The organism is Pseudomonas sp. JAI115, assembly GCF_014200835.1.
Classification (GTDB): Bacteria; Pseudomonadota; Gammaproteobacteria; order Pseudomonadales; family Pseudomonadaceae; genus Aquipseudomonas; species Aquipseudomonas putida_A.
Genome location: NZ_JACHCY010000002.1, coordinates 261,044 through 287,657 on the forward strand (window position 1 = coordinate 261,044; position 26,614 = coordinate 287,657).

Consider the following 26,614-nt stretch of genomic DNA (forward strand, 5'->3'; position numbering starts at 1 on the left):
AGACTGACTTATCAGCGCCGCAACATCAGCGGGCTGTTGCTACAGCCGGCTTCAACACCAGCCACAACGCCAGCGCAATCAACACCCCGCCATACAGGTGCGCCATCGACAGCGGTTCATCCAGCAACAATGCGCCCCACAACACGCCGAACGCCGGAATCATGAAGGTCACGGTCATCGATTTGACCGGGCCGATGGAGCTGAGCAGGCGGAAATAGATGATGTAGGCGAACGCCGTGCAGCCCAGACCCAGGCCCAGCAGCGACAGCCAGACATTCCACCCACCCCAGCTTGCCGGAGGGGCGGTGATCACGCTGTAGCCGAACAGTGGCAACAGAAACAGCGAGGCGCCGAGCATGCTGCCCACGGCCGAGAGACGACTGTCGAGCCCGCCGCTGTGATCCAGCCAGCGCCGCGTGAGGAACCCGGCGAAGCCGTAGCAAGTGGTAGCGAGCAGGCAGGCGAGGGCGCCCATCAGCAATTGCAGATCGAACGCGACCGGACCTGCGCGCGTCAGCACACCGACACCGAACAAGCCGAGAAACACCCCGGTCAGTTTCGCGACAGTGAGTTTTTCGCTGAAAAACAGCCCGCCAATCAACACGCCCATCAACGGCGTGGTGGCGTTGAAGATCGCCGAGTAACCGGCCGGCAACACTTGCGCCGCCACCGAATACAACGTCGCCGGAATCCCCGAGTTGATAACGCCCAGCAACATCACCGTTTTCAGTTTGCCCTTGAAATCCCAGCTGATGCGCATCAGCCCGAGAATCACCAGCAGACCGACGGCAGCAATCGACACCCGAAAGAACGCGGTCGGGATGGTGCCGATCACCGGCGCAATAATACGCATGAACAGGAAGCTCGCGCCCCAGATGGCTGCCAGCGACAGCATGCGGAAAATATCGACAGCGCTCACGATGGCACTCCTTCCTTGATCGGGACGAGAGTGTTGCCGAGCGCCCTGTCGATGGCAACCGTCAATCGGGCATTTAATTTTTCATTCAGAGCACGAAGCGCGTCACCAAGCCGTTGAGGTCGATCGCCAGGCGCGACAGTTCCTGACTGGCAGCGGAGGTCTGGGTAGCGCCGGCGGCGGTCTGGGTCGAGAGATCGCGGATGGTCACCAGATTCTGATCAACCTCGCGCGCGACCAGCGCTTGCTGCTCGGCCGCGCTGGCGATCACCAGGTTGCGCTGGTTGATCTGCGAGATCGACGCGGTGATTTTCTCCAGTGCCTGACCGGCACTGTTCGCCCGGCGCAACGTGTGGCTGGCCTGCTCGGCACTGCTTTGCAAGGCGCCGACGGTGGCGCCGGTGCCTTGCTGGATGCTGCTGATCATCAGCTCGATTTCTTCGGTGGAGTTCTGCGTGCGTTGCGCCAGCGAACGCACTTCATCGGCGACCACCGCAAAACCGCGTCCGGCCTCACCCGCGCGCGCCGCTTCGATGGCGGCGTTGAGCGCCAGCAGGTTGGTTTGCCCGGCGATGCCGCGAATCACCTCGAGCACCTTGCTGATGTCCTGAGCCTGAGTGGCGAGGCCTTCGGCCTGTTCCGACGCACCGAGCACCGCGCTGACCAGTTCCTGAATCGAGTTGATGGTCTCGCTGACCTGCACATGCCCGTGTTTGCTGTCCTCGTTCGAGGCTTCGGAGGCCTCGGCGCTGGACACCGCGTTGGCCGCAACTTCATCCACCGCCGTGCTCATCTCGGTGACGGCGGTGGCGGCCTGTTCGATCTGATCGTTCTGCTGTTGCAGGCCACGGGTGCTTTGCTCCATCACCGAGCTCATTTCTTCGGCGGCGGAGGCCAGTTGCTGCGCCGATTCGCTGATGCCACGGATGGTCGAGCGCAGGTTGTTCTGCATCTCGGCGAGGGCGCTGAGCAACTGCGCCGCCTCATCGCTACCGTGATCGGCAATCTGGCCGCTGAGGTCGCCGGCGGCAATTTTTTGCGCGACGGACAGGGCCTGATTGATCGGTGCGGTGATGCTGCGGGTCAGCAGCCAGGCCAGCAGCAGGGTAGCGATCAGGGCGACAATGATGATCGTCGCGACAATCCACAGCGCCTGCTGATAAACCCCGGCAGCAGCTTCGGCGGCGCTGTCGGCGCCTTGCTGGTTGAAGCTGATCATCTGCTCCAGCGCTTTGTCGAGGATCCGGCCCTGTGGCGCCAGTTCATTGTTCAGACGGGCATAGGCCTGTTCACTTTGCCCGGCGTCGATCTGAGCGATGATGTGGTCCAGGATGCTCATGTACTTGGCGACGTCGCCATTCAAACCGTCGAGCATCGCCCGTTCCGCATCGCTGGCCAGCAGAGCGGTGTGGTCCTTCAGGCGCTTCGACAATTCTTCGCGCTGCACCTTGATGATGCCTTTGCTTGTGTCGCGTACCGCCGGCTGGGTGCTGGTGATCAGGCGCAGGGATTCGAGGCGGATGTTGGCGATGTTCGCCGCCGCATCGTGAATGCTCTCGATGCTGGGCATCCACGATTCCTCGATCACCGTTGCGCTCTCACGCAGATTTTTCATCTGGCCCAGGCCGAACAGGCCGACCACCACCAGCAGGGCGGCCAATACGGCAAAACTCAAACTGGCGCGCAAACCGATGCGCAGATTGCGGATAGACATCAATGTGCTCCTTGATCTATGAGGAAGAGGTCGTCCTCGTGGGCCGAGGATCTTGTTGTGAGGCGGGTACTGGCGGGCTGTATATCAAAGTGCCACTATTTTGGTAAGACCAATCTGTGAGCAGTTCTTCTCTTTCATCGACAGGCGGGAACGCAGCGGTAAAACCGCGAGCCAGAGCGGTGGGGCAGGGATTGGATCCGAATCCCAGGGAATTCGCGGGCTGGCGCGGGGCGGCAGACGAGACTGAGAGGGCGGTTAATTGACCGAACGGTCGACTCAAAAAACTTTGATAAAAACTGTGTCGCTGTACAACCCTGCCGCGCTTTTGGCAGAAATTGCACTTCTCCTGCGCACGCATCCGTGGCTAAGCTCAGGCACAGATTTCCACTTGCACGCCGAGGTCTCCTCTATGCCGCAGCAATGGCCAGCCACCGACATCGCCCGCATGATCCTCGATGGCTTTGACGATTACCGCGAGCACTTCCGGCGGATCACCGACGGTGCGCGCGAGCGCTTCGAGCAGGCGCGCTGGCAGAAGACGCAGACCGCGTCGGCGGCGCGGATCAATCTCTACGAAGAAAAGGTCGGCGAAACCATCGCCCGCCTGCGCGAGCATTTCGATGACGAGACGCTGATGAATGTCGGCAGTTGGCCGCTGGTGAAGAGCGCTTACATCAGTGTCATTGACCTGCGTTTCGACGATGAATTGTCCGAGACCTGGTACAACTCGATCTTCTGCGGGCTGTTCAGTCACGACCTGATCAGCGACGGCTGCATGTTCATCCACACCACCCGGCCGAGCCTGCGCCGCGCCCGGGCTGCGCAAACCCGCACCTACAAACCGCAAGGGCAGTTGTCGTCGATGCTCGCCAGCATCTTTGCCGACTATCGCTTCAGCGAGGACTACGCCGATTTGCCGGGCGACCTGCAGCGCCTCGAGTCGCAACTGCGCGAGAACCTGCCGGACTGGGTGTGCAAGGACCCGGAGCTGAGCGTCGAGCTGTTTTCCTCGGTGCTGTACCGCAACAAGGGTGCGTATCTGGTCGGGCGCATCTACACCCGCGACGAGCAGTGGCCGCTGGTGATTCCATTGCTGCACCGCGAAGGCCGCGGGATTCAGATCGATGCGCTGATCACCGACGAAGCCGATGTGTCGATCATCTTCTCCTTCACCCGTTCCTATTTCATGGTCGATGTGCCGGTGCCGGCGGAGTTCATCGGCTTCCTGCGGCGCATTCTGCCAGGCAAGCACATCGCTGAGCTGTATACCTCGATCGGTTTCTACAAGCACGGAAAATCCGAGTTCTACCGGGCGCTGATCAATCACCTGGCCAACACCGACGACCAGTTCATCATGGCCCCCGGCGTGCGCGGCATGGTCATGAGCGTGTTTACCCTGCCGGGCTTCAACACCGTGTTCAAGATCATCAAGGACCGTTTCTCACCGTCGAAAAACGTCGACCGGGCGACGGTGATCGAAAAATACCGTCTGGTGAAAAGTGTCGACCGGGTCGGGCGCATGGCCGATACCCAGGAGTTCGCCGACTTCCGTTTTCCGCTGAGCAAGTTCGATCCGGCGTGTCTGGAAGAACTGCTCGAGGTCGCGCCGTCTACGGTTTCGGTCGAAGGCGATACGGTGCTGATCCGCCACTGCTGGACCGAACGCCGGATGACCCCGCTCAACCTCTATCTGGAAAACGCCAATGAAGCGCAGGTGCGCGAGGCGCTGGAGGACTACGGCCTGGCGATCAAGCAACTGGCGGCGGCCAACATCTTTCCCGGCGACATGTTGCTGAAGAACTTCGGCGTCACTCGTCACGGCCGAGTGGTGTTCTACGACTACGACGAGATCTGCTTCCTGACCGAAGCCAACTTCCGCCACATCCCCGCGCCGCGCACCCCCGAGGACGAAATGGCTTCTGAACCGTGGTACTCGATCGGGCCGCTGGATGTGTTCCCGGAAGAGTTTCCGCCGTTTCTGTTTGCCGATGCCGGGCAGCGCAAACTGTTCGATCAACTGCATGGCGAGTTGTACAACGCCGATTATTGGAAGGGTTTGCAAGAGGCGATTCGCGCCGGCAAAGTCATCGACGTATTCCCTTACCGCCGCAAGGGCCTCGATAACGAATAACTGCCAAGTGAACACATTGTGGCGAGGGGATTTATCCCCGATGGGGTGCGAAGCCCCCCACAAACCATTCAACTCAAACGCTTCAGATCAACTTTTATATCCGGTCGGCGACTGCTGCGCAGCCGAACGGGGATAAATCCCCTCGCCACAAGAGCACCTCGCAGTCGTGTTCAGTGATGCAAATCTGCGACAATCGGCCCCCTGCATAAACAGACGACCGAATTGCGTACCCGATGACCGACGAATCGCCCTCCATCGACAAACTGCTGAAAAACCTCGATCACGCCATGCTCGCCGACCGTCACCGGCTGCGGCGGCAGTTGCTCGAGCTGCGTAAGAAACCCGACGAGGCCAAACTGGCCCAGTGGGTGGCGCGCATGCAGGCGTCCTGTGATCAGGTGCTGGCGCGCCGTGCCAGCCTGCCAGTGATTCGTTACGACGACAGCCTGCCGATCGCCGCCAAGCGCGACGAAATCAAGGCGGCGCTGGAGAAGCATCAAGTGCTGATCATCGCTGGCGAAACCGGCTCGGGTAAAACCACCCAGTTGCCGAAAATCTGCCTGGAAATCGGTCGCGGCCAGCATGGCTTGATCGGCCACACCCAGCCACGCCGAATCGCTGCGCGCAGCGTCGCCAGCCGGGTCGCCGAAGAACTCGGTACGCCGCTCGGTTCGCTGGTCGGCTATCAGGTGCGCTTTGAGGATCAAAGCGATTCCAACACCCTGATCAAACTGATGACCGACGGCATCCTGCTGGCGGAAACCCAGAACGACCGCTACCTCGAGCGCTACGACACGATCATCGTCGACGAAGCCCACGAACGCAGCCTGAACATCGACTTCCTGCTCGGTTACCTGAAAACCCTGCTGCCGCGTCGCCCGGATCTGAAGGTCATCATCACTTCGGCGACCATCGATCTGGAGCGCTTCTCCAAACATTTCGACGATGCGCCGATTGTCGAGGTGTCCGGTCGCACCTTCCCGGTGGACACCTGGTATCGCCCGCTGACCCTGGAGCAAGACGAAGAGGGCAACCGTGTCGAAGACGACCTGACCGTGGATCAGGCGATCCTCGCCACCCTCGACGAAATTGCCGCCTACGAGCGCAGCGAACGCCGCAGTCCCGGCGATGTGCTGGTGTTCCTGCCCGGCGAACGCGAGATTCGCGACGCCGCCGACATGCTGCGCAAGGCTCAGCTCAAACACACCGAAATCCTGCCGCTGTACGCGCGCCTGTCGCCGGCCGAACAGCAGCGGATTTTCCAGTCGCATCCGGGGCGCCGCGTAGTGCTGGCGACCAACGTCGCCGAGACCTCGCTGACCGTGCCGGGCATCCGCTACGTGATCGACAGCGGCACCGCGCGCATCAGTCGCTACAGCTATCGCGCCAAGGTCCAGCGGTTGCCGATCGAAGCGATTTCCCAGGCCAGCGCCAATCAGCGTAAAGGTCGTTGCGGCCGGGTTGAACCGGGGATCTGCGTGCGTCTGTACAGCGAGGAAGATTTCCTCGGCCGCCCGGAGTTCACCGATCCGGAAATTCTGCGCACCAACCTCGCCGCCGTGATCTTGCAGATGCTGCACCTGCGCCTCGGTGAGATCACCGCGTTCCCGTTCATCGAGCCGCCGGACGGCAAGGCGATCAGCGACGGTTTCAACCTGCTGCAAGAACTCTCGGCGGTGGATCGCAATAGTCAACTGACCCCGCTCGGGCGCCAGTTGGCGCGCTTGCCGGTCGACCCGCGCATGGGCCGCATGCTGCTGGAAGCGGCAAAACTCGGCAGCTTGCAGGAAGTGCTGATCGTCGCCAGCGCCATGTCGATTCAGGATCCGCGCGAGCGTCCGCCGGAGCGTCAGCAAGCAGCCGATCAGGCCCACGCACAATGGAAAGACAGCGATTCGGACTTCGCCGGGCTGGTCAATCTGTGGCGCGGTTTTGAAGAGCAGCGTCAGGCGCTGACCGCCAGTCCGCTGCGCAACTGGTGCCGGAAGAATTTCCTCAACTACCTGCGTCTGCGCGAGTGGCGTGATTCCCATCGTCAGTTGAGTCTGATCTGCCGCGACATGCAGTTGAGCCTCAATAAAGAGCCGGCGGATTACCCGAAACTGCACAAAGCGGTATTGGTCGGTCTGCTCAGCCAGATCGGCCAGAAAACCGAGGACGGCGATTACCTCGGTGCCCGTCAGCGGCGCTTCTGGATTCACCCGTCGTCAGGCATCGGCAAGAAACGTCCGCAGTGGCTGATGACCGCCGAACTGGTGGAAACCACCAAGCTTTACGCGCGGATGGTCGCCAAGATCGATGCCGACTGGATCGAGCCGCTGGCCGGGCACCTGATCAAGAAAAACCATTTCGAACCGCACTGGGAGAAGAAGCGCGGCCAGGTCGTGGCTTACGAGCAGATCACCCTGTTCGGGCTGATCGTGGTCGGTCGCCGCCCGGTGCATTACGGCCCGGTGGATCCGCTGGTCTCGCGTGAGCTGTTTATCCGTGAAGGTCTGGTGCGTGGCGAGATTCAGTCGAAAGCCAAGTGCCTGACCGCCAACAAGCAGTTGCTCGAACAGCTCGACGAGCTGGAAGCCAAGGCTCGGCGCCGCGACATTCTCGCTGACGAAGAAACCCTGTACGCGTTCTACGATGCGCGCTTGCCGGCGGAGATTCATCAGACCGCGACGTTCGACAGCTGGTATCGGGTCAACAGCCAGAAAGACCCGCAATTGCTGATCATGCGCGAAGAAGACGTGCTGGCCCGCGAGGCCAGTGAGGTCACCGCGCGCGACTACCCGGACACGCTGCACATCGGTGATCTGGAACTGGCGCTCAGTTATCACTTCGAACCCAATCACCCGCGCGACGGCGTGACCCTGCGCGTGCCGGCACCGCTGCTGCCGATGCTGCCGCCGGAGCGCCTGGAATGGCTGGTGCCGGGGCTGATCGAGGCCAAGTGCATTGCGCTGGTGCGCAATCTGCCGAAAGCCTTGCGCAAGAACTTCGTGCCGGTGCCGGATTTCATCAAGGCGGCGTTGCAGCGCATGACCTTCGCTGAAGGCTCATTGCCGCAAGCGCTCGGTCGCGAGTTGCTGCGCATGACCGGTGCGCGCGTCAGCGATGAAGCATGGGCGGAAGCCGCGCAGCAGGTCGAAAGCCATCTGCGGATGAACCTGGAAATCGTCGACGGCCAGGGCAAGTTCCTCGGCGAGGGCCGCGACCTGGCCGAGCTGACCGCGCGTTTTGCCGAAGCCAGCCAGGCGGCTTTGGCCGTGCCGCAGAGTGCGAAAAGTCAGCAACCGGTGGAGGCCAAGGTCTTCGCCCCGGTGGCGGAAAAGACCCAGCAGAAGATTGCCGGATTGTCGATGACGGTCTATCCGGCGCTGGTGGAAGAGGGCGGCACGGTCAAGGAAGGGCGGTTCTCGACCCCGGCCGAAGCTGAGTTCCAGCATCGCCGCGCCTTGCAGCGGCTGCTGCTGCAGCAACTGGCGGAGCCGGCGAAGTTCCTGCGCAGCAAACTGCCGGGTATCACCGAGTTGGGCCTGCTCTATCGCGAGCTGGGCCGAGTGGATGCGCTGGTCGAAGACATTCTGCTGGCCAGCCTCGACAGCTGCATTCTGGAAGGCGAAGACCCGTTGCCCCGTGACGGCGCCGGGCTCGCCGCATTGGCGGAACGCAAACGCGGCAGCTGGACCGAACACGCCGAGCGCGTCGCGCGGCTGACGCTTGAAATTCTCAAGCTGTGGCACGGCCTGCAAAAACGCTTCAAGGGCAAGATCGATCTGGCTCAGGCTGTAGCGCTGAATGACATCAAGCAGCAAATCAGCAATCTGGTGTATCCGGGTTTCGTCCGGGAAACACCGATGCAATGGCTCAAGGAGTTGCCGCGTTATCTGAAGGCGGTCGAGCAGCGTTTCGAGAAGCTCGGCGCGCAGGTGCAGAAGGATCGAGTCTGGAGCGGTGAACTGGCCGGCCTCTGGGCGCAATACCAGACCCGCGCGGCGAAACATGCCCAGGAAGGCAAGCGCGATCCGCAGCTGGAGTTGTACCGCTGGTGGCTGGAGGAATACCGAGTGTCGCTGTTCGCCCAGCAGTTGGGGACGAAAGTGCCGATCTCGGACAAGCGGCTGAGCAAGCAGTGGAGTCAGGTCGAGGCCTGATCCCCAACCCTGCTCGATCACCTGCGGGCATTTGTGGTGAGGGGATTTATCCCCGATGGGTGGCGAAGCCGCCCCAAAAGCGACCATCTCAGTCCATCAGTTTTGATGAGGGTAATGGTTTGGCGACTGCTTCGCAGCCGATCGGGGATAAATCCCCTCGCCACAAAGATAGAGATATGCCCCACATCGGGATTTGGGTGGTGCTTGAGAAAGGCGCCAAAACCTTGGGTTTATGGCAAACTTCGCGACCATAAATGCCGTTTTCGCGACCCAGAGCCTTTGGCGAGTTCGCGGATCGGACTAAAAGATGCCAGGTCAGCGTCCCCGGACGGGAACAGACCCTTTGTGTGTTGGTACGTCGGTGCCAGCGCTTTCTGCCTGAACAGATTAGAGAAACGACCATGCATAACGTCGTCATCAGCGGCACCGGCCTGTACACCCCGGCCAACAGCATCTCCAACGAAGAGCTGGTGCAGTCTTTCAATACCTACGTCGCGCAGTTCAACGCCGACAACGCCGACGCCATCGCCAGCGGTGAAGTCCAGGCGCTGACCGAATCCAGTGCTGCGTTCATCGAAAAAGCCTCGGGCATCAAGAGCCGCTTTGTCATGGACAAGGACGGCATCCTTGATCCTGCGCGCATGGCCCCGCGTCTGCCGGAGCGTTCCAACGACGAATGGTCGGTGCTGTGCCAGATGGCCATCGGCGCCGCTGAACAGGCGCTGCAACGTGCCGGCAAGACCGCCGCCGACATCGACGGCGTGATCGTTGCCTGCTCCAATCTGCAACGCGCCTACCCTGCGATCGCCATCGAAGTCCAGGAAGCACTGGGCATTCAGGGTTTCGGTTTCGACATGAACGTCGCCTGCTCCTCGGCGACCTTCGGCATTCAGGCCGCGGCCAACAGCGTGCAACTGGGCCAGGCCCGGGCGATCCTGATGGTCAACCCGGAAGTCTGCACCGGGCACCTGAACTTCCGTGACCGCGACAGCCACTTCATCTTCGGTGACGCCGCGACGGCGGTGATCATCGAGCGCGCTGACCTGGCGACGTCCAAGTACCAGTTCGACGTGGTCAGCACCAAACTGCTGACCAAGTTCTCCAACAACATCCGCAACAACTTCGGCTTCCTCAACCGCGCCGCGGAAGAGGGTATCGGCGCCCGCGACAAGCTGTTCGTGCAGGAAGGTCGCAAGGTGTTCAAGGACGTCTGCCCGATGGTCGCCGAGCTGATCGGTGAGCACCTGGAGGAGAACAAACTCAACGTCGGCGACGTCAAGCGCTTCTGGCTGCACCAGGCCAACCTGAGCATGAACCACCTGATCGTGCGCAAGCTGCTGGGCCGCGAAGCCACCGAAGAAGAAGCCCCGGTGATTCTCGACACCTACGCCAACACCAGCTCTGCCGGCTCGGTGATTGCCTTCCACAAATATCAGGACGATCTGGCCGCCGGTTCGCTGGCCGTGCTGAGCTCGTTCGGCGCCGGTTACTCGATCGGCAGCGTGATTCTGCGCAAGCGCTGAGTCACCAGCCCTCGTGGCGAGGGAGCTTGCTCCCGCTGGAGTGCGTAGCGCTGCCAAAACCGGCGATTGCGGTCTTGCTGAGGAACCGCAATCGCCGGTTTTGCGACTGCTGCGCAGCCGAGCGCGAGCAAGCTCGCTCGCCACAGGGTCGAGTGCGTTAACGTTAATCGGTATTTGCAAACGAGGCGTGCATGGCCGCAACGGACGACACCCAACTGCTCGAACGCCTGCTCGCGGGTGAGCAAAAGGCTTTCAAGGAGCTGGTCAGCACCTACCAGAGCGCCATGCGCGCCGTGGCTTACGCGATTGTCGGCCAGCGCCATGTCGAGGAAGTGGTGCAGGACGCCTGGCTTTCGGTGGTGCGCCATATCGGTAGCTTCGAGGGTCGTTCCAGTCTCAAGACCTGGCTGCTGACCATCACCGCCAACTCGGCCAAGAGCCGCTACAAACAAAACCGCCGCGAAGTGTTGCTGGATGACCTGCCGTCACCCCACGGCACCATCGACGACGATCGTTTTTCGCCCGGTGACGGTCATTGGCTGGTGGCGCCGTTCGCCTGGCATCAGGACACCCCGGAAGCCTTGCTCACCGAAAGTGAATTGCGTGATTGCCTGGAGCACACCTTGCTCAGTCTGTCGGAACTGCAGAGCAGCGTGTTGCTGCTGCGCGAGCGCCAAGGCCTGGAGCTGGAAGAGATCTGTAATCTTCTGGAGATCTCGCTCTCCAATGTCCGTGTGCTGCTGCATCGTGCGCGGCTGAAAGTCTTCGCCACGGTGGAGCATTTTGAGGAGACTGGCGAATGCTGACCTGCAAGGAACAAGTGGCACGCTCCAGCGATTATCTCGATGGCCAGTTGAGCTTTCGCGAAAAACTGCTGGTGCGTCATCACCTGATGTTCTGCCCCAACTGTCGGCGCTTCATTCGTCAGATGCGTTTGATGCAAGCCACGTTGAAGGCGATGCCGGAGAAGCCGCAAGAGGGTGTGGATGCGCTGGCTGAGCGTCTGGCCGAGCAACGCCGCAAGGAAAAATAGAATTCCACCTGTAGGAGCTGCCGGAGGCTGCGATCTTTTGATCCTCAAAAACAAGATCAAAAGATCGCAGCCTCCGGCAGCTCCTACAGTGTTTTTGCATCCTGCAGAAATAGCCGGCGCGGGACGAAACGAACGGATGATGGGGATCGTTCCGCCCGCATCAGGCTATAGGGTGACGCTGTTTAGAACTTGGCTTCGGCATCCAGCTGCAGAGTGTTGGTGTCAGCGTCACGCTGGGTACGGCTGGAGAAGTCGGCCTTGGTCAGGAAGTACGTGGCGCCGATGGCGAAGTTCTTGTCGATGTCGTAACCGACCTTGAACTTGTGCCCACGGGAACCGGTGGTGCCGTTGGCGAAGTCGGAGTCAGTGAACGCGCCGACCACGGCATCACGCTGTACGTCACGATAGTTGTAGTCCAGGTTCAGACCGAAGACTTTCGACTTGGCGCCGACCAGCCACGCGGTATCGGCATCGGTCACGGCATCGTTGTTCTTCACGTATTGACCGTAGAACGACAGTGGCATCGGCAGACCGCCGATGTCGATCTGGCTGAAACCTTCGTACAGGCGGAACTCGTTGTTGGCCGAGTTGCCGTTGACCGACAGCGCGCACGGTGTGGATGTCCCGGTGCAGCGGCTGTCTTCATCGTTCTGGTAGGCGTAGACGCTGCCGCCCAGGGTCAGTTTCAGGTTGTCGGTGATCGCCAAACGGCTGCCCAACTGCCCGGCAGTCAGACGCAGGTCGTGACGGAATTGCACGCCTTCACCGTCGACGTTGTCCTTGAGGGTGTAGTTACCCAGGCTGCCGAACAGTTCGGCGCTGCTGCCCAGTGGATATTTGTAGGTGACGGCCAGACCTTCCGGGTTGATGTCGCTGTCCCAGATCACGTCGCCCATGCTGACCCACGGTTGCAGCATCTTGCCGCCGATCACGTGCAGGTTCTTGATCGCATCCGGGTGGTAGTCGATGTAGCCCAGGTCGAGCCAGATCTGCTTCTTGTCGAAGTAGTTGTCCATGTCCTGGTTGGTCGAACGGGCATCGTCGCCGCCGCCGGTGGCAATACGGATGCCGGTGTCGACTTGCGGGTTGATCTCGGTGTAAGCCCCCAGACGTGCGCGGATACGCTGGCGATCCTTGTCACGGCCACCATTGTTGGATTCGCCGTCGATCTTGACGGTCTCCTGACGAATACGCACGTCACCCTTGAACTGGGTCTTGGCGGCCCAGGCGAGTTTCTGGTCGAAGGAGCTCAGCTCGTTGGTTTTCTTCGCGGTTGCCGCGATCTGCTCGTTGGTCTCTTGCTGCGCCTGTTGCGCGATTTGCTGAGCCTTCTGATCCTTGGCCAGTTCAGTCTGCAGTTCGACGTACTGCGCCTGGGAAATGGAACCGTTGGCCTTGAGCATGTCGAGCAGTTTGGCGTCGACTGCAGCACTGGCCGGAACGCTCATGGCCAGCAACAGGCCACCGCACAGGGCCGCCGCAGTTTTCGTGGAAGCAAGACGCATAGCAATCTCCGAAGATGAGAGGGGATGGCTGAACCATCCTGGGCACACCGACGCGCACGTCGGAAAACAGTGTCCGGGTAGAACCCGGCGCTCTAAAAACAGGAGCGAGTATCGCGATGGTTTATGACAGAGCAGTGGCTAAGTGATGTCATGTCGATGACGATACAAAGTTGTCCTGAACTATTGATCTAGAGCGCTGTCGTCCGAATGCTCGTGTGCAAAGGGCAGCGATAAGCGATACTCGCGGGGCTTTGAAGCCCGGAAGTGGAGAGTCAGTTGATGCCGTTGCAACGCCTGCAAAGCCTGTCAGAAATCGCCCCGGCGACCTGGGATGCGCTGGTGCCCGAGAACCAGCCGTTTCTGCGTCATGCGTTCTTGAGTGCACTGGAAGACAGTGGCAGCGTCGGCCCGCATACGGGGTGGCAAGCCGAGCATCTGCTGCACATTGAAGACGATCGGCTGATCGCGGCGCTGCCCAGTTATCGTAAGTGGCATTCCTACGGCGAGTACGTGTTCGATCACGGTTGGGCCGATGCCTGCGCCCGGGCCGGTATCGATTACTACCCCAAGTTGTTGAGCGCTGTGCCGTTCAGCCCGGTAAGCGGCCCTCGGCTGTTGGCGGCAAAGGTCGAGGACGGTTTCGAGTTGCTGAAAAGCCTGCCGGGCTATCTGGAAATCGAAGAACTTTCCAGCGCGCACATCAACTTCACCGATCCGTTCACCGACGCCGCGATGGCCGAGCAGCCGGGTTGGTTGCAGCGTATCGGCTGTCAGTATCACTGGCAGAATCGCGGTTACCGGGACTTCCAGGATTTTCTCGATGCGCTCAGTTCACGCAAGCGCAAGCAGATGCGCAAGGAGCGCGAACAGGTGGCGGGGCAGGGCTTCGAGTTCGAATGGCTGCAGGGGCGCGAACTGGACGAGTCGCAATGGGATTTTGTCTACGCCTGCTATGCCAACACTTACGCGGTGCGGCGTCAGGCGCCGTACCTGACGCGCGAGTTTTTCAGTCTGCTGGCTGCGCGGATGCCGGAGGCGATTCGGGTGGTCTTCGCCAGACAGGGTTCACGGCCGGTGGCGATGGCCTTCAGTCTGGTCGGGGGCGACAGCTTCTATGGACGTTATTGGGGCTGTCTGGCCGAGTTTGATCGGCTGCATTTCGAGACGTGTTTCTATCAGGGCATGGACTATGCGATTGCCCAGGGGTATCAGCGCTTTGATGCCGGCGCTCAGGGCGAGCACAAGCTGATTCGCGGCTTTGAACCGGTGATCACCCACTCGTGGCACTACCTGCGTCATCCCGGTCTGAAAGCCGCAGTTAAAGACTTCCTGCAACAGGAACGTGCTGGCGTCCTTGCGTACGCCGAGGAAGCCAGAACAGCCTTGCCATACCGCCAGGCCTGAGCTTGCCTTTAAACGGGGCCGACATCGATTCTCGGGCGTGGTTGATTTATTACTGTGGGAGGGGGCTTGCTCCCGAATGCGGTGTGTCAGTACGGTAGCTATGACTGACACGACGCCTTCGGGAGCAAGCCCCCTCCCACAGGGTATTTCCAGTGGGTTCAGGATTGCTCTTTGCCCAGCCAGCGATAAATCGTCCCGCCCACTATCGCGCCAATCAGCGGCGCGACCCAGAACATCCACAACTGCGCGATCGCCCAGCCGCCGACCATCAGCGCCGGCCCGGTGCTACGCGCCGGGTTGACCGAGGTGTTGGTGACCGGAATCGAGATCAGGTGAATCAGCGTCAGCCCCAGGCCGATGGCAATCGGTGCGAGGCCCGCCGGGGCGCGTTTGTCGGTGGCGCCGAGGATGATGATCACGAACATCCCGGTCATCACCAGCTCGGTGACAAAGCCTGCCGCCATCGAGTATTTGCCGGGCGAGTGCTCGCCGTACCCATTGGACGCCAGACCTGCTGCGATGTCGAAACCTTCCTTGCCGCTGGCGATGTAGTAGAGCAGCGCGGCGGCGAGTATCCCGCCGAGCACCTGGGCGATGATGTAGGCGGGTAGCTCTTTTGCTGGAAACCGTCCGCCGACCACCAACCCGACCGATACCGCCGGATTGAGATGACATCCGCTGATGTGGCCGATGGCGAACGCCATGGTCAGCACCGTCAGACCAAACGCCAGGGCCACCCCCAGCACTCCGATGCCCAGAGGCGAAGACGCGGCGAGCACCGCACTGCCACAACCACCCAGAACCAGCCAGAACGTACCCAACAACTCAGTAACTGAACGTTTGAACAGAGACATGAGAGAGTCCTTGATAGGCGTGCTATCGAGACTGTATCGAGTTGTGCTTCCCTGCAGATTTACGACAGGTTCCGTGCTGGAACCTTGGCTGAGTACAGCACGCTTTGGATGGATTTCCAGCAGCCATCAAAAAACCGCCAGAGCCCGTGGTTAGAGGGCTGTGGCGGTTCTCAATATATTGTGGGAGGGGGCTTGCTCCCGAATGCGGTGTGTCAGACAAATGTTCGGTACTGACACCCCGCTTTCGGGAGCAAGCCCCCTCCCACATTGGAGTTGTATTGATTCAATGATCAATCGATCCCGACAAATCCCCCGGTCTGGTGCGCCCATAACCGCGCATACAATCCGCGATGCGCCAGCAGTTCGGCGTGGGTACCGCTCTCGGCGATCTTGCCGTTTTCCAGCACTACCAGCCGATCCATGCGAGCGATGGTCGAGAGACGGTGAGCAATGGCGATCACGGTTTTGCCTTGCATCAGGGTTTCCAGGCTTTCCTGGATCGCCGCTTCGACCTCCGAGTCGAGTGCAGAGGTCGCTTCGTCCATGATCAGGATCGGCGCGTCCTTGAGCAGCACCCGGGCAATCGCGATGCGCTGACGCTGGCCGCCGGACAGTTTCACCCCGCGTTCGCCGACGTGCGCGTCGAAACCGGTACGGCCCTCAGCGTCCGACAGCAGCGGAATGAACTCGTCGGCGCGAGCCTTGTGCACCGCGTCCCAGAGCGCGGCGTCGGTGGCGTCAGGCTTGCCATACAGCAAGTTGTCGCGGATCGAGCGGTGCAGCAGGGAGGTGTCCTGCGTGATCATGCCGATGCGTGCGCGCAGGCTTTCCTGGCCGACTTCAGCGATGTTCTGCCCATCGATCAGGATCCGTCCTCCCTCGACGTCATACAGGCGCAGCAGCAGGTTGACCAAGGTCGATTTGCCAGCGCCGGACGGTCCGATCAGACCGATTTTCTCGCCGGGTTTAATGGTCAGATTGAGGTCGCCGATGATGCCTTTCTTCTTGCCGTAGTGAAAATCCACGTGCTCGAAACGCACTTCGCCACGAGCCACGGCCAGCGGTTTGGCCTGCTCGCGATCAGTGACGCTGACCGGTTGCGAGATGGTCTGCAGACCGTCCTGCACCATGCCGATGTTTTCGAAGATGCCGGTGACTACCCACATGATCCAGCCGGACATATTGACGATACGAATCACCAGACCGGTGGCCAGGGCGATCGCGCCGACGGTGATCAGCGACTGCGTCCACAGCCACAGCGCCAGCGCGGTGGTGCCAACGATCAGCAGACCGTTCATGGTGGTGATCGCCACGTCCATGCTGGTCACCACGCGGCCGGCCATCTGCGCCTTGACCGTCTGTTCTTCGATGGCTTCCTTGGCGTAGTGCTGTTCGAAGTTGGTGTGGGCGAACAGCTTGAGGGTGGCGATGTTGGTGTAGCCGTCGACGATCCGTCCCATCAGTTTCGAGCGCGCGTCGGAAGCTTCCACCGAACGCTCTTTCACCCGTGGCACGAAGTAATACAGCGCACCGATGTAGGCGACGATCCACGTCAGCAGCGGGATCATCAGGCGCCAGTCGGCTTCGGCGAACAGCACCAGCGAACTGATCGCGTAGATCACCACGTGCCACAGCGCATCCACCGCTTGCACCGCCGAGTCACGCAGCGAGTTGCCGGTCTGCATGATGCGCTGGGCGATACGCCCGGCGAAGTCGTTCTGGAAGAAATTCAGGCTCTGCTTGAGCACGTAACTGTGGTTCTGCCAGCGGATCATGCTGGTCATCCCCGGGCTCAGGGTCTGATGCACCAGCAGGTCGTGCAGACCGAAAAAGATCGGCCGCAGCACCAGGGCGACCACCACCATCCACGTCAGTTCGAGGGCGTGGTCGCTGAAGAAATTCGGGTTGGGCGTGCCCTGGGCCAGGTCGATGATGCGGCTCAGGTAACTGAACAGCGCGACTTCGATCAACGCGGCGAACAGGCCGACGACGAGCAGGGCGGCAAAACTCGGCCAGACCTGCTTCAGGTAATAGGTATAGAAGGGCCAGACACGATCCGGCGGGGACGCCGTGGGGGCGTCGCGGAATATGTCGATCAGTTGTTCGAAACGGCGATAGAGCATCAGATAACCGCCCGGATCTCGGGCTCTCCTTTTATCGGTGTGAGCGGCGTGGCGTCAGGCCAGCGCCGCTCGAAACGCCCTGTGCAGCTTAGTCGATGACTTTGGCCGACTTGATGATCACAGGGTCGACAGGCACGTTTTGCATGCCCTGTTTGGTGGTGGTCTGCGAGTTGACGATGATGTCGACCACGTCCATGCCTTTGACCACTTTGGCGAATACCGCGTAACCGGCATCACGGCCCGGATCGAGGAAGGCGTTGTCGGCGACGTTGATGAAGAACTGGCTGGTGGCCGAATCAGGGTTGGAGGTACGGGCCATCGACAAGGTGCCGCGAACGTTGTGCAGGCCATTGCTGGCTTCGTTCTTGATCGGTGCCTTGGTCTCTTTCTGTTGCATCTGCTGGGTGAAACCGCCGCCCTGAGCCATGAAACCCGGGATCACGCGATGGAAAATGGTGTTGGTGTAAAAGCCGCTGTTGACGTAATCCAGAAAGTTTTTGGTACTGATTGGCGCCTTGACCGGATCCAGTTCGATTTCGATCTGGCCGTTGGTGGTGTCCAGCAGCACGTGCGGTGCTTTTGCAGGCGTGGCAGCCATCAGGTTGGCAGCAAACAGCACGGTGCCGGCGGCGAGGGCGAGTTTTTTCAACATGGGTCAGTAATCCTGAGATTGAGTATCGGCTGTGGCAAGGAACGCCAGCAGCGTTTGGTTAAAGCGTTCGGGTTGATCGAGCGGGGTGGCGTGGCGCGAATCGGCGATGACCACCAGCCGCGCATCGGGCAGCAGTTTTACATAGGTTTCTTTCAGTGCCACCGGTGTGTAGTCACGGTCGGCAGTCACGATGAGCGTTGGACAGGTCACCCGGGAAAGTCGTTCCTGAACGCCCCAGCCAACAATCGCATCGAAGCTGGCGAGATAAGCACGTTTGTCGTTTTTTGCCCAGCGTTCGGCCATTTTCTGCCGCAGATCAGCTTGTTCAGGCTTGGGAAAAAGTTTGCCGCCCAGCGCCTTGCCGATGGTCGCCAGACTCAGCACGCGCATCAGGCTCCAGCGCTTGAACCACTGCCAGTAATCGTCGCGGCTGCGCAGTTTGACCTCGGGGGCGCTGTTGACGATGGTCAGGCTTTTCAGCATTTGCGGCTGATCGACGCCGAACTGAAAGCCGATCATCCCGCCCATCGACAGCCCGACGTAATGCACCGGGCCGAGTTTCAGGTGTTCGATCAACGCCAGCAGATCGGCGCTGAACCCGGCGATGCTGTAGCGCTCGCGAGGTTTGTCCGAGCGACCGTGACCACGTATATCCGGAACGATCACCCGGTAGTGCGCCGACAGCGCCGGGATCTGCATTTCCCAGTCCAGGGTGCTGGAACCCAGTCCGTGAACCAGTAGCAACGGGGTGCCGTGGCCATATTCCTCGTAGTGCAGGTTGCAACCTTCATGTTCGAAATAGGCCATCGGTGAACTCCGTGTCAGGCTTGCTCGGGGGCGGCGAACGGTGCGTCAAGCGGCAAAGTGTCGAAGGTGCGCAACAGTTCGATGAGGATTTGTGTGGCCGGGCCCAGCGGTTTGTCCTTGTTCGAATACAGATAGAAGCTCGGGTTGCGGCTGCCACCCTGATCCAACGGTAGCAGCTTGAGCGTGCCTTCCTTCAATTCCCGTTCGATCATGTGCCGTGGCAGCCAGGCAAAGCCCAGGCCGCTGCTGACGAACGTGGCCGCTGTGGCGAGGCTGCCGACGGTCCAGCGCTGTTCGGCGCCGAGCCAGCCGACGTCGCGTGGTTGCTGGCGGCCGGAGTCGCGAATCACCACCTGCATCTGGGTTTCCAGGTCCTGGAAGCTCAGTTCGCGGTTGAGCCGATGCAGCGCGTGATCAGGGTGGGCGACCGCGACAAATTCGACGTCGCTCAATTCCGCGCCGAGATAGCCGGGGATGCTCAGGCCGGTGATTGCCAGATCGGCCACGCCCTCGAGCAAGACCTCCTCGACCCCCGACAACACCTCCTCGCGCAGACGCACGCGGCAGCCGCGGCTCTGCGGCATGAACGCGGTCAGCGCCCGCACGATACGTGCGCTTGGGTAAGCCGCATCGACCACCAGCCGCACTTCGGCTTCCCAACCTTGCTCCATGTGGTGGGCGAGGTCTTCCAGTTGGCTGGCCTGTTTCACCAGTTGTCGCGAGCGGCGCAGCAGTACGCCGCCGGCTTCGGTGAGCACCGCTTTACGTCCGTCGATGCGCAGCAACGGCACGCCGAGCTGGTCCTGCATGCGGGCGACGGTGTAACTCACCGACGATTGCGAACGGTGCAGAACCTCGGCGGCCTGGGCGAAACCACCGTGGTCGACCACGGCCTGCAATGTCCGCCATTGATCAAGGGTCACGCGGGGCGCTTTCATCAATAGCTCCTCTTGTCCTAAGCTGGCCGTCCCTCATGGAGACTGGCGAATGAAAAAATTCTGTTGTGTGGTGCTCGCGTTGCTGCCGCTGACTGCGTTTGCTTACCCGATCGATGTGCAGAAGAACCTCAATGGCTTGAAGATCGACTACGAGACCTTCGACACCGACAAAGACATCGGCTCCATAAAAGTCGTCAACTTCGGTGATGTCGATGCAATCTGCAAAGTCGTTTTCAACAATGGCCCGGAAGCACCGCGTACGCGCAACATCGAAGTCCCGGCCCGCAAGCATACGAATGCCACGGCCAAGTTTTCCCGCGAAATCATCAGACTGCGCATCGACCTGAGCTGCAGCCCGAAATAACGGCAATCCCCTGTAGGAGTGAGCCTGCTCGCGATTGCGGTGTGTCAGTTAAATCCTGATGTACCTGACACACCGCAATCGCGAGCAGGCTCACTCCTACAAGGGTACAAACTGCATCTAAACGAATTATTCGATGCTTTGCAGCAATTATTTGCGCTTTTTCATCGATACGACCCTGTTTAACCTTCACTCCATCGACCTACAACATTCTCGGATGGAGACTACATACCATGTCCCGCGTTCTGATCATTGAAAGCAGCGCCCGCCAGCAAGACTCGGTTTCCCGTCAACTGACCCAGACCTTCATTGGTCAGTGGAAAGCGGCGCATCCCAACGATCAGATCACCGTGCGTGACCTCGCCGTGAACCCCGTTCCACACCTGGACGCCAACCTGCTGGGCGGCTGGATGAAGCCTGCCGAGCAGCGCAACGCCAGCGAACAATCGTCGCTGGAGCGCTCCAACGAATTGACCGACGAGCTGCTCGCTGCCGACGTACTGGTGATGGCGGCGCCGATGTACAACTTCGCGATCCCGAGCACCCTCAAGGCCTGGCTCGACCACGTGCTGCGTGCCGGCGTGACCTTCAAGTACACCGAAACCGGCCCGCAAGGCCTGCTCAGCGGCAAACGTGCCTACGTGCTGACCGCTCGCGGCGGGATCTACGCTGGCGGCCCGGCCGACCATCAGGAACCGTACCTGCGTCAGGTCATGGGTTTCATCGGCATCCATGACGTGACCTTCATTCACGCCGAAGGCATGAACCTGGGTGGCGACTTCCAGGAGAAGGGCCTGAATCAGGCCAACGCCAAACTGTCCCAGGTCGCTTGATATGTTAATCGCCAGATAATCGCCGCTTGTTTAAGTGACCTGGCGCAACCCCTTCAAGGCTCTACGCGCATCGAACCTCCCTTTGCACTTGTTGCTCCTGAGTGCTGTAGCCCGATTGAACGCTTTAGCGAGATCGGGCTTTTTTTTGCCTGTGTTTTTTGAACAACACAAAACTCCTTGTGGGAGCGAGCCTGCTCGCGAAAGCGGTGCATCAGACAAGTATCTGCCGTCTGACACTCCGCCTTCGCGAGCAGGCTCGCTCCCACAGGGGGATTTTGTGTTTCGGGCTATTCGCAGTGAGACCAGAAAACCGCTATCGTCGCCGCCATTCGAAACAGAGGCGACCATGGGCTATCTACTTTTTGTCACGCTGATCCAGGCGTTTTCCTTCAGTCTGATCGGCGAATACCTCGCCGGTCACGTCGACAGCTACTTTGCAGTGCTGGTGCGCGTGGTGCTGGCCGGGCTGGTGTTCATTCCGTTGACCCGCTGGCGCTCGGTGGAGCCTTCGTTCATGCGCGGCATGCTGCTGATCGGCGCGTTGCAGTTCGGCATCACCTACGTTTGCCTGTACCTGAGCTTCCGTGTACTGACGGTGCCGGAGGTGTTGCTGTTCACGATCCTCACGCCGCTGCACGTGACGTTGATCGAAGATGCGCTGAACCGCCGCTTCAATCCGTGGGCGCTGGTGGCCGCGTTGGTAGCGGTGGGCGGTGCGGCGGTGATTCGTTTTGATCGGATCAACCCGGATTTCTTCATGGGCTTTTTGCTGCTGCAACTGGCCAACTTCACCTACGCCGCAGGGCAGGTGCTGTACAAGCATCTGGTGGCAAAACACCCGAGTGATCTGCCGCATTACCGACGTTTCGGCTTCTTCTACCTCGGCGCACTGGCAGTGGTGTTGCCGGCGTTTCTGCTGTTCGGCAAAACCAACTTTCTGCCGGAAGCACCGCTGCAATGGGGCGTGTTGCTGTTCCTCGGACTGGTCTCGACGGCGCTGGGGATGTACTGGTGGAACAAGGGCGCGTGCATGGTCAACGGCGGCACGCTGGCGGTGATGAACAACCTGCATGTGCCAGTGGGTTTGCTGCTGAATCTGCTGATCTGGAATCAGCATGAGGAACTGGGACGGTTGTTGCTGGGCGGGAGTGTGATTCTGGCGGCAGTGTGGATCAGCCGGTTGGGCATCCGCAAAACTCAAGCCACCGCATAACCCCTGTGGGAGCGGGCTTGCTCGCGAAAGCGGTGTGTCATTCAACGATTATGTTGACTGACCTGACGCCTTCGCGAGCAAGCCCGCTCCCACAGTTTTGATCTGTGGGGTTACAGGAGGTGTTTCTGTGGTTCTGGTATGTGCGCTGAGCCGAGTACAGCCGGCAACAACCCCGAACGCAAATCCCCGCCACTCGGCTGCTGATACAGGCTCAAGCCAAACTCCGGCAGCACCGCCAGCAGATAGTCGAAAATATCCCCCTGAATCCGCTCGTAATCGGCCCACACCGTGGTGGTGGTGAAGCAGTAGATTTCCAGTGGAATGCCCTGCGCCGTGGTCTGCATCTGGCGCACCATGCAGGTCATGTTCGGCTGCACCTCCGGGTGACTCTTCAAATACGCCAGCGCATAAGCGCGGAAGGTGCCGATGTTGGTCATGCGCCGGCGGTTGGCCGACATCGCCGCGACGTTTCCTTGCGCCTCGTTCCACGCCTTGAGTTCGGCTTTCTTGCGGCCCATGTAGCCGGTCAGCAGGTGCACCTGGCTCAACTTCTCTTCTTCATCGTCACGAATGAAGCGCACGCCGCTGGCGTCGATGAACAGGCTGCGCTTGATCCGTCGCCCGCCGGACTGTTGCATGCCGCGCCAGTTGCGGAACGACTCGGACATCAGGCGCCAGGTCGGGATCGAAACGATGGTCTTGTCGAAGTTCTGCACCTTGACTGTGTGCAGGGTGATGTCGACCACGTCGCCATCGGCGCCGACTTGCGGCATTTCGATCCAGTCGCCGACCCGCAGCATGTCGTTGCTGGTCAGTTGCACGCTGGCAACGAACGACAGCAACGTGTCCTTGTAGACCAACAGAATCACCGCCGACATCGCACCCAGACCGGAGAGCAGCAACAGCGGCGAACGGTCGATGAGGGTGGCGACGATGATGATCGCACCAAACACGTACAAGACCATTTTCGCCAGTTGCACATAGCCCTTGATCGAGCGGGTGCGGGCGTGTTCGGTGCGGGCGTAGATGTCCAGCAGCGCATTGAGCAGGGCGCTGACCGACAGCAGCAGGAACAGGATGGTGAAGGACAGCGCCACGTTGCCGAGGAAGGTCATCGCGGTTTTGCTCAGTTCCGGCACCAGGTGCAGGCCGAACTGGATCACCAGCGACGGCGTCATCTGCGCCAGGCGCTGAAACACCTTGTTGTGGCGAAAGTCGTTGATCCAGTGCAAGGCCGGCTGGCGCCCGAGCATGCGGCTGGCATGCAGGATCAGATAGCGTGCCACTCGTCCGAGCACCAGCGCGATCACCAGTAGCAGCATCAGCGCCAGGCCGGATTGCAGGAATGGGTGCTTTTCGAGGGCACCCCAGAGGTCTTGGGCGTTGAGCCAGAGCTGTTTGAAATCCATGTGAGCAACGATTCTTCTGTAAGACGCGATGGGCGATTAGAGCATTTAAGACGCTGTGTATTACCGTTGGAGACAAATCGAGCAACAAAAAAGCCACTGATTACGCCCGTTTGTATAAAGAAACTCGGCCTGAGCGCTCGAAACCGGTAACCTATGCAGCTGTTTTTTTGCATATCTTCGAGGTAGCACCCGTGTTTTCCCAATTCGCCCTGCACGAACGCCTGCTCAAAGCCGTGGCCGAGCTGAAATTTGTCGAGCCAACGCCTGTGCAAGCAGCGGCCATTCCGCTGGCGCTCCAGGGGCGTGACCTGCGGGTGACGGCGCAAACCGGTAGCGGCAAGACCGCCGCTTTTGTCCTGCCGATCCTCAATCGCCTGATCGGCCCGGCGAAGATCCGCGTCAGCATCAAGACCCTGATCCTGCTGCCGACCCGCGAACTGGCCCAGCAGACCCTGAAAGAAGTTGAACGCTTCTCGCAGTTCACCTTCATCAAGTCCGGCCTGATCACCGGCGGTGAAGACTTCAAGGTCCAGGCTGCGATGCTGCGCAAGGTGCCGGACATCCTCATCGGTACGCCGGGCCGGATGATCGAGCAACTCAACGCCGGCAACCTCGACCTCAAAGAAGTCGAAGTGCTGGTGCTCGACGAAGCCGACCGCATGCTCGACATGGGTTTCGCTGAAGACGTGCAACGTCTGGTCGACGAATGCCCGAACCGTCAGCAGACCATGCTGTTCTCCGCCACCACCGGCGGTTCCGGCCTGCGCGAGATGATCGCCAAGGTGCTGAACAACCCTGAGCATCTGCAGCTCAACGCGGTCAGCCAGCTGAACTCGACCACCCGCCAGCAAATCATCACCGCCGACCACAATCAGCATAAAGAGCAGATTGTGAACTGGTTGCTGGCCAACGAGACCTATCAGAAGGCCATCGTCTTCACCAACACCCGCGCCATGGCCGACCGCATCTATGGCCGCCTTGTGGCTCAGGAATACAAAGCGTTCGTGCTGCACGGCGAGAAAGACCAGAAGGATCGCAAACTGGCGATCGATCGTCTGAAGCAGGGCGGCGTGAAGATTCTGGTAGCCACCGACGTCGCGGCCCGTGGTCTGGACGTTGATGGCCTGGATCTGGTGATCAACTTCGACATGCCACGCAGCGGCGACGAATACGTGCACCGCATCGGTCGTACCGGCCGCGCCGGTAATGACGGTCTGGCGATCTCGCTGATCTGCCACGGCGACTGGAACCTGATGTCGAGCATCGAGCGCTACCTGAAGCAGAGCTTCGAGCGCCGCACCATCAAGGAAGTCAAAGGCACCTACGGCGGACCGAAAAAGGTCAAGGCCTCGGGCAAGGCTGTCGGGGTGAAGAAGAAAAAGACCGACGCCAAGGGCGACAAGAAGAAAACAGCCGCCAAGACTCCGACCAAGCGCAAGAGCGCCAACCGTCCGAAGCCGGATTCTCTGGTGAGCAGCGACGGCATGGCCCCGCTCAAGCGCCGCAAGCCGGCCGAGCCAGCGGCTGAGTAAGGCGTTTTCGCAGGCAATAAAAAACCCGGACAGTGTCCGGGTTTTTTTATGCGCAGGGTTTGTCAGTTCCCCAACTGTCCGCTGGTGTCTGCGTCAAAGCGCTGTTTGGCGCGATCTGCCGCCGGTTTGAGCTGCGCGAGCAACGCAGCTTCGCTGTACAGCCGCAAGTTCCCGAGCTCTTTCGGCGTCGGCTCGATCGGGATCAGTACATCTTCACCGTCAGCGTGCAGCCAGATCGCCACGACGTGCAGTGCCGAGACAAACAGCACGCGCAATTCAACGCTTTTGCCCTGCAATTGCGGCGCCTGTTCCGCCAGTTTCAACGCGCCCACGGTGTCGGCGGCCCGGGTGCCGTGGTTCAGCGAAGCGAACTCGACATGGCCACGCACCTCGGCCAGTTGCGCATCGGCAATGCTCACGCCGTCGGCAAATACCAGGTAATGCCAGTCGCCGATGCGTGCGTCTTTCAGACCCTTGCCTTGGCTCAGGTCGTCGAGTGTCAGCGAGTAGCCGCGATAGGCTTCGCTGAGGCTGACTTTGGCCGGTGTCGCGTTGGCGAACTGGCGGTTGATGCCGAAGCCCTGGTTTTGCAGCGCGGCTTGCAGCACCGGACGCAAAGTCTGTACGCCGTTGGAAGGCGCCTTTGGATAAGTCAGTTGCATGATGTCGCCCTCCTAGTTTTTCGCGGTGAAGTAAGTGTGAGTCCAGTTGCCGCCGCCGTTGTACGAACCGGGGAATGAGTTCAGCGCGCGGGTCGAGTAACCGTAGATCGAGTCGGCGACCAGCACGTAGTTGCCGTTGGTGCCGTAGATCGCCAGGAAGTGCGCGCCACCCCCGTACCAGGCACAGCGCAGACCGACCGGGCGGCCCATGTTGATCTGGTTCTGAATGGCCGACATCTGCAGCGAACCCTGATTCATCCCGTTATAGCTGCGGGTGGTTTGCAGGGCCGAATCCAGATAGCCGTAGACGTTGCACGGCCCCGGCTGGCTGCAGCAATTGCGGTCCAGTTGGGTGCTGGCGACGCCGCACTGGGTCCAGTTTCCAGTGCCGTAATAATTGCCGACCGAAGCGGAAACAGCGGCCCAGCACCAGTTGGTCTGAGTCTGTTTCTGCATCGTGAAGTTAAGGTTGGCAGCGGCCAGTGCCGCGGTTTGCGCAGTGGCTTCAACCTCGACCAGTTGCGGGTCGATCAGGTGGCCAACAAGGCACCTTGGCAGGCTCTCGCCGGTGAACGATGTTGCTTGAGTGGTTAACATTTTTTCAGTCCTCCATGAATGAAAACAAGCGTCCAGCTTGTGATTGTGTTGCGGTATTGCCGAGCGATCGGTGGTTAACGGTTTTCATCTGCGATGAACGGTGCCGATCTCCTTGCTCGATGTAACCTTAGTATGGATATGCGTTTGTGCAAGAAAATAAATGCACTAATGCATTTTTAAGATCAAAAGATCGCAGCCTTCGGCAGCTCCTACAGGGTCTGGTGTAGGAGCTGCCGCAGGCTGCGATCTTTTGATCTTGCTT

General features: G+C 60.3%; 21 protein-coding genes. 10 read left to right on the top strand and 11 right to left on the bottom strand.

The features are described 5' to 3' along the window. Positions 1-25: 25 nt before the first annotated feature. Together HDC30_RS06400 and HDC30_RS06405 are read right to left on the bottom strand one after the other, a co-directional pair. Positions 26-919 (bottom strand): DMT family transporter, encoded by an 894-nt coding sequence (locus HDC30_RS06400; protein WP_027614539.1) that lies wholly within the window; start codon positions 917-919, stop codon positions 26-28. Between the two features lie 85 nt (positions 920-1,004). After that, on the bottom strand, positions 1,005-2,630 hold the full coding sequence (locus tag HDC30_RS06405) for a methyl-accepting chemotaxis protein (protein ID WP_183781695.1): 1,626 nt from the start codon (positions 2,628-2,630) through the stop codon (positions 1,005-1,007). 409 nt (positions 2,631-3,039) lie between these two features. Between HDC30_RS06405 and aceK the strand changes: the two genes are divergently transcribed. The 5 genes from aceK to HDC30_RS06430 all read left to right on the top strand — a co-directional run bounded on the left by aceK (position 3,040) and on the right by HDC30_RS06430 (position 11,462). Next, entirely contained in the window at positions 3,040-4,761 is a 1,722-nt protein-coding gene (aceK, locus tag HDC30_RS06410; protein ID WP_183781698.1) for a bifunctional isocitrate dehydrogenase kinase/phosphatase, read from the top strand. A 233-nt stretch (positions 4,762-4,994) separates the two neighbouring features. Beyond that, a complete protein-coding gene (hrpA, locus tag HDC30_RS06415; protein WP_183781701.1) occupies positions 4,995-8,906 on the top strand; it encodes an ATP-dependent RNA helicase HrpA in 3,912 nt (1,303 codons plus the stop codon). 401 nt (positions 8,907-9,307) lie between these two features. Beyond that, a complete protein-coding gene (locus HDC30_RS06420; RefSeq protein WP_027614543.1) occupies positions 9,308-10,429 on the top strand; it encodes a beta-ketoacyl-ACP synthase III in 1,122 nt (373 codons plus the stop codon). A gap of 191 nt (positions 10,430-10,620) precedes the next feature. After that, positions 10,621-11,235 carry an RNA polymerase sigma factor gene (locus HDC30_RS06425; RefSeq protein WP_183781704.1) on the top strand — a complete coding sequence of 205 codons (615 nt, stop codon included), beginning with the start codon at positions 10,621-10,623 and terminating at the stop codon, positions 11,233-11,235. Beyond that, on the top strand, positions 11,229-11,462 hold the full coding sequence (locus HDC30_RS06430; RefSeq protein ID WP_098967716.1) for an anti-sigma factor: 234 nt from the start codon (positions 11,229-11,231) through the stop codon (positions 11,460-11,462). Before HDC30_RS06425 ends, HDC30_RS06430 begins: the two co-directional genes overlap by 7 nt. Before the next feature lie 182 nt (positions 11,463-11,644). Here the strand turns inward: HDC30_RS06430 and HDC30_RS06435 are convergent, their stop codons facing one another. Next, positions 11,645-12,967, bottom strand: a complete 1,323-nt coding sequence (locus tag HDC30_RS06435; protein ID WP_183781707.1) for a putative porin — start codon at positions 12,965-12,967, stop codon at positions 11,645-11,647. A gap of 279 nt (positions 12,968-13,246) precedes the next feature. On the opposite strand from HDC30_RS06435, the gene HDC30_RS06440 reads away from it, so the two are divergent. Next, complete coding sequence (locus HDC30_RS06440; RefSeq protein WP_183781710.1) at positions 13,247-14,371, top strand: GNAT family N-acetyltransferase; 1,125 nt, start codon at positions 13,247-13,249, stop codon at positions 14,369-14,371. Positions 14,372-14,529: 158 nt separating this feature from the next. Here the strand turns inward: HDC30_RS06440 and aqpZ are convergent, their stop codons facing one another. From aqpZ to HDC30_RS06465, 5 genes are all read right to left on the bottom strand, one after another. After that, complete coding sequence (gene aqpZ, locus HDC30_RS06445) at positions 14,530-15,225, bottom strand: aquaporin Z (RefSeq protein WP_027614546.1); 696 nt, start codon at positions 15,223-15,225, stop codon at positions 14,530-14,532. A gap of 290 nt (positions 15,226-15,515) precedes the next feature. Next, positions 15,516-17,348 carry an ABC transporter ATP-binding protein gene (locus HDC30_RS06450; protein ID WP_183781713.1) on the bottom strand — a complete coding sequence of 611 codons (1,833 nt, stop codon included), beginning with the start codon at positions 17,346-17,348 and terminating at the stop codon, positions 15,516-15,518. 88 nt (positions 17,349-17,436) lie between these two features. Then, complete coding sequence (locus HDC30_RS06455; RefSeq protein ID WP_027614548.1) at positions 17,437-18,000, bottom strand: peptidylprolyl isomerase; 564 nt, start codon at positions 17,998-18,000, stop codon at positions 17,437-17,439. Between the two features lie 3 nt (positions 18,001-18,003). After that, on the bottom strand, positions 18,004-18,807 hold the full coding sequence (locus tag HDC30_RS06460; protein ID WP_027614549.1) for an alpha/beta fold hydrolase: 804 nt from the start codon (positions 18,805-18,807) through the stop codon (positions 18,004-18,006). A 14-nt stretch (positions 18,808-18,821) separates the two neighbouring features. After that, positions 18,822-19,745 (bottom strand): LysR family transcriptional regulator, encoded by a 924-nt coding sequence (locus tag HDC30_RS06465; RefSeq protein ID WP_027614550.1) that lies wholly within the window; start codon positions 19,743-19,745, stop codon positions 18,822-18,824. A gap of 49 nt (positions 19,746-19,794) precedes the next feature. On the opposite strand from HDC30_RS06465, the gene HDC30_RS06470 reads away from it, so the two are divergent. The 3 genes from HDC30_RS06470 to HDC30_RS06480 all read left to right on the top strand — a co-directional run bounded on the left by HDC30_RS06470 (position 19,795) and on the right by HDC30_RS06480 (position 22,152). Beyond that, positions 19,795-20,109 carry a 3-phosphoglycerate kinase gene (locus HDC30_RS06470; protein WP_096796628.1) on the top strand — a complete coding sequence of 105 codons (315 nt, stop codon included), beginning with the start codon at positions 19,795-19,797 and terminating at the stop codon, positions 20,107-20,109. Positions 20,110-20,339: 230 nt separating this feature from the next. After that, positions 20,340-20,939 carry an FMN-dependent NADH-azoreductase gene (locus HDC30_RS06475; protein ID WP_096796629.1) on the top strand — a complete coding sequence of 200 codons (600 nt, stop codon included), beginning with the start codon at positions 20,340-20,342 and terminating at the stop codon, positions 20,937-20,939. A 346-nt stretch (positions 20,940-21,285) separates the two neighbouring features. After that, on the top strand, positions 21,286-22,152 hold the full coding sequence (locus HDC30_RS06480; RefSeq protein WP_183781717.1) for a carboxylate/amino acid/amine transporter: 867 nt from the start codon (positions 21,286-21,288) through the stop codon (positions 22,150-22,152). A gap of 110 nt (positions 22,153-22,262) precedes the next feature. Here HDC30_RS06480 and HDC30_RS06485 read toward each other — a convergent pair whose 3' ends face one another. Further along, positions 22,263-23,561 carry a mechanosensitive ion channel family protein gene (locus tag HDC30_RS06485; RefSeq protein WP_098967728.1) on the bottom strand — a complete coding sequence of 433 codons (1,299 nt, stop codon included), beginning with the start codon at positions 23,559-23,561 and terminating at the stop codon, positions 22,263-22,265. A gap of 191 nt (positions 23,562-23,752) precedes the next feature. Between HDC30_RS06485 and HDC30_RS06490 the strand changes: the two genes are divergently transcribed. Further along, positions 23,753-25,093, top strand: a complete 1,341-nt coding sequence (locus HDC30_RS06490) for a DEAD/DEAH box helicase (protein WP_041070247.1) — start codon at positions 23,753-23,755, stop codon at positions 25,091-25,093. A 62-nt stretch (positions 25,094-25,155) separates the two neighbouring features. Here the strand turns inward: HDC30_RS06490 and HDC30_RS06495 are convergent, their stop codons facing one another. Beyond that, positions 25,156-25,755 carry a hypothetical protein gene (locus HDC30_RS06495; protein WP_096796632.1) on the bottom strand — a complete coding sequence of 200 codons (600 nt, stop codon included), beginning with the start codon at positions 25,753-25,755 and terminating at the stop codon, positions 25,156-25,158. Positions 25,756-25,767: 12 nt separating this feature from the next. Next, entirely contained in the window at positions 25,768-26,352 is a 585-nt protein-coding gene (locus tag HDC30_RS06500) for a papain-like cysteine protease family protein (RefSeq protein ID WP_096796633.1), read from the bottom strand. Between the last annotated feature and the right edge of the window lie 262 nt (positions 26,353-26,614).

What these genes read in the sequence shown, in the direction of transcription:
- HDC30_RS06465 (WP_027614550.1), bottom strand. Translation starts at nt 19,745, where the DNA reads ATGAAAGCGCCCCGCGTGACCCTTGATCAATGGCGGACATTGCAGGCC.
- HDC30_RS06485 (WP_098967728.1), bottom strand. Translation starts at nt 23,561, where the DNA reads ATGGATTTCAAACAGCTCTGGCTCAACGCCCAAGACCTCTGGGGTGCC.
- HDC30_RS06470 (WP_096796628.1), top strand. Translation starts at nt 19,795, where the DNA reads ATGAAAAAATTCTGTTGTGTGGTGCTCGCGTTGCTGCCGCTGACTGCG.
- HDC30_RS06455 (WP_027614548.1), bottom strand. Translation starts at nt 18,000, where the DNA reads ATGTTGAAAAAACTCGCCCTCGCCGCCGGCACCGTGCTGTTTGCTGCC.
- HDC30_RS06460 (WP_027614549.1), bottom strand. Translation starts at nt 18,807, where the DNA reads ATGGCCTATTTCGAACATGAAGGTTGCAACCTGCACTACGAGGAATAT.
- HDC30_RS06435 (WP_183781707.1), bottom strand. Translation starts at nt 12,967, where the DNA reads ATGCGTCTTGCTTCCACGAAAACTGCGGCGGCCCTGTGCGGTGGCCTG.
- HDC30_RS06500 (WP_096796633.1), bottom strand. Translation starts at nt 26,352, where the DNA reads ATGTTAACCACTCAAGCAACATCGTTCACCGGCGAGAGCCTGCCAAGG.
- HDC30_RS06420 (WP_027614543.1), top strand. Translation starts at nt 9,308, where the DNA reads ATGCATAACGTCGTCATCAGCGGCACCGGCCTGTACACCCCGGCCAAC.
- HDC30_RS06440 (WP_183781710.1), top strand. Translation starts at nt 13,247, where the DNA reads ATGCCGTTGCAACGCCTGCAAAGCCTGTCAGAAATCGCCCCGGCGACC.
- HDC30_RS06480 (WP_183781717.1), top strand. Translation starts at nt 21,286, where the DNA reads ATGGGCTATCTACTTTTTGTCACGCTGATCCAGGCGTTTTCCTTCAGT.
- aqpZ (WP_027614546.1), bottom strand. Translation starts at nt 15,225, where the DNA reads ATGTCTCTGTTCAAACGTTCAGTTACTGAGTTGTTGGGTACGTTCTGG.
- HDC30_RS06450 (WP_183781713.1), bottom strand. Translation starts at nt 17,348, where the DNA reads ATGCTCTATCGCCGTTTCGAACAACTGATCGACATATTCCGCGACGCC.
- aceK (WP_183781698.1), top strand. Translation starts at nt 3,040, where the DNA reads ATGCCGCAGCAATGGCCAGCCACCGACATCGCCCGCATGATCCTCGAT.
- HDC30_RS06425 (WP_183781704.1), top strand. Translation starts at nt 10,621, where the DNA reads ATGGCCGCAACGGACGACACCCAACTGCTCGAACGCCTGCTCGCGGGT.
- HDC30_RS06475 (WP_096796629.1), top strand. Translation starts at nt 20,340, where the DNA reads ATGTCCCGCGTTCTGATCATTGAAAGCAGCGCCCGCCAGCAAGACTCG.
- hrpA (WP_183781701.1), top strand. Translation starts at nt 4,995, where the DNA reads ATGACCGACGAATCGCCCTCCATCGACAAACTGCTGAAAAACCTCGAT.
- HDC30_RS06430 (WP_098967716.1), top strand. Translation starts at nt 11,229, where the DNA reads ATGCTGACCTGCAAGGAACAAGTGGCACGCTCCAGCGATTATCTCGAT.
- HDC30_RS06405 (WP_183781695.1), bottom strand. Translation starts at nt 2,630, where the DNA reads ATGTCTATCCGCAATCTGCGCATCGGTTTGCGCGCCAGTTTGAGTTTT.
- HDC30_RS06495 (WP_096796632.1), bottom strand. Translation starts at nt 25,755, where the DNA reads ATGCAACTGACTTATCCAAAGGCGCCTTCCAACGGCGTACAGACTTTG.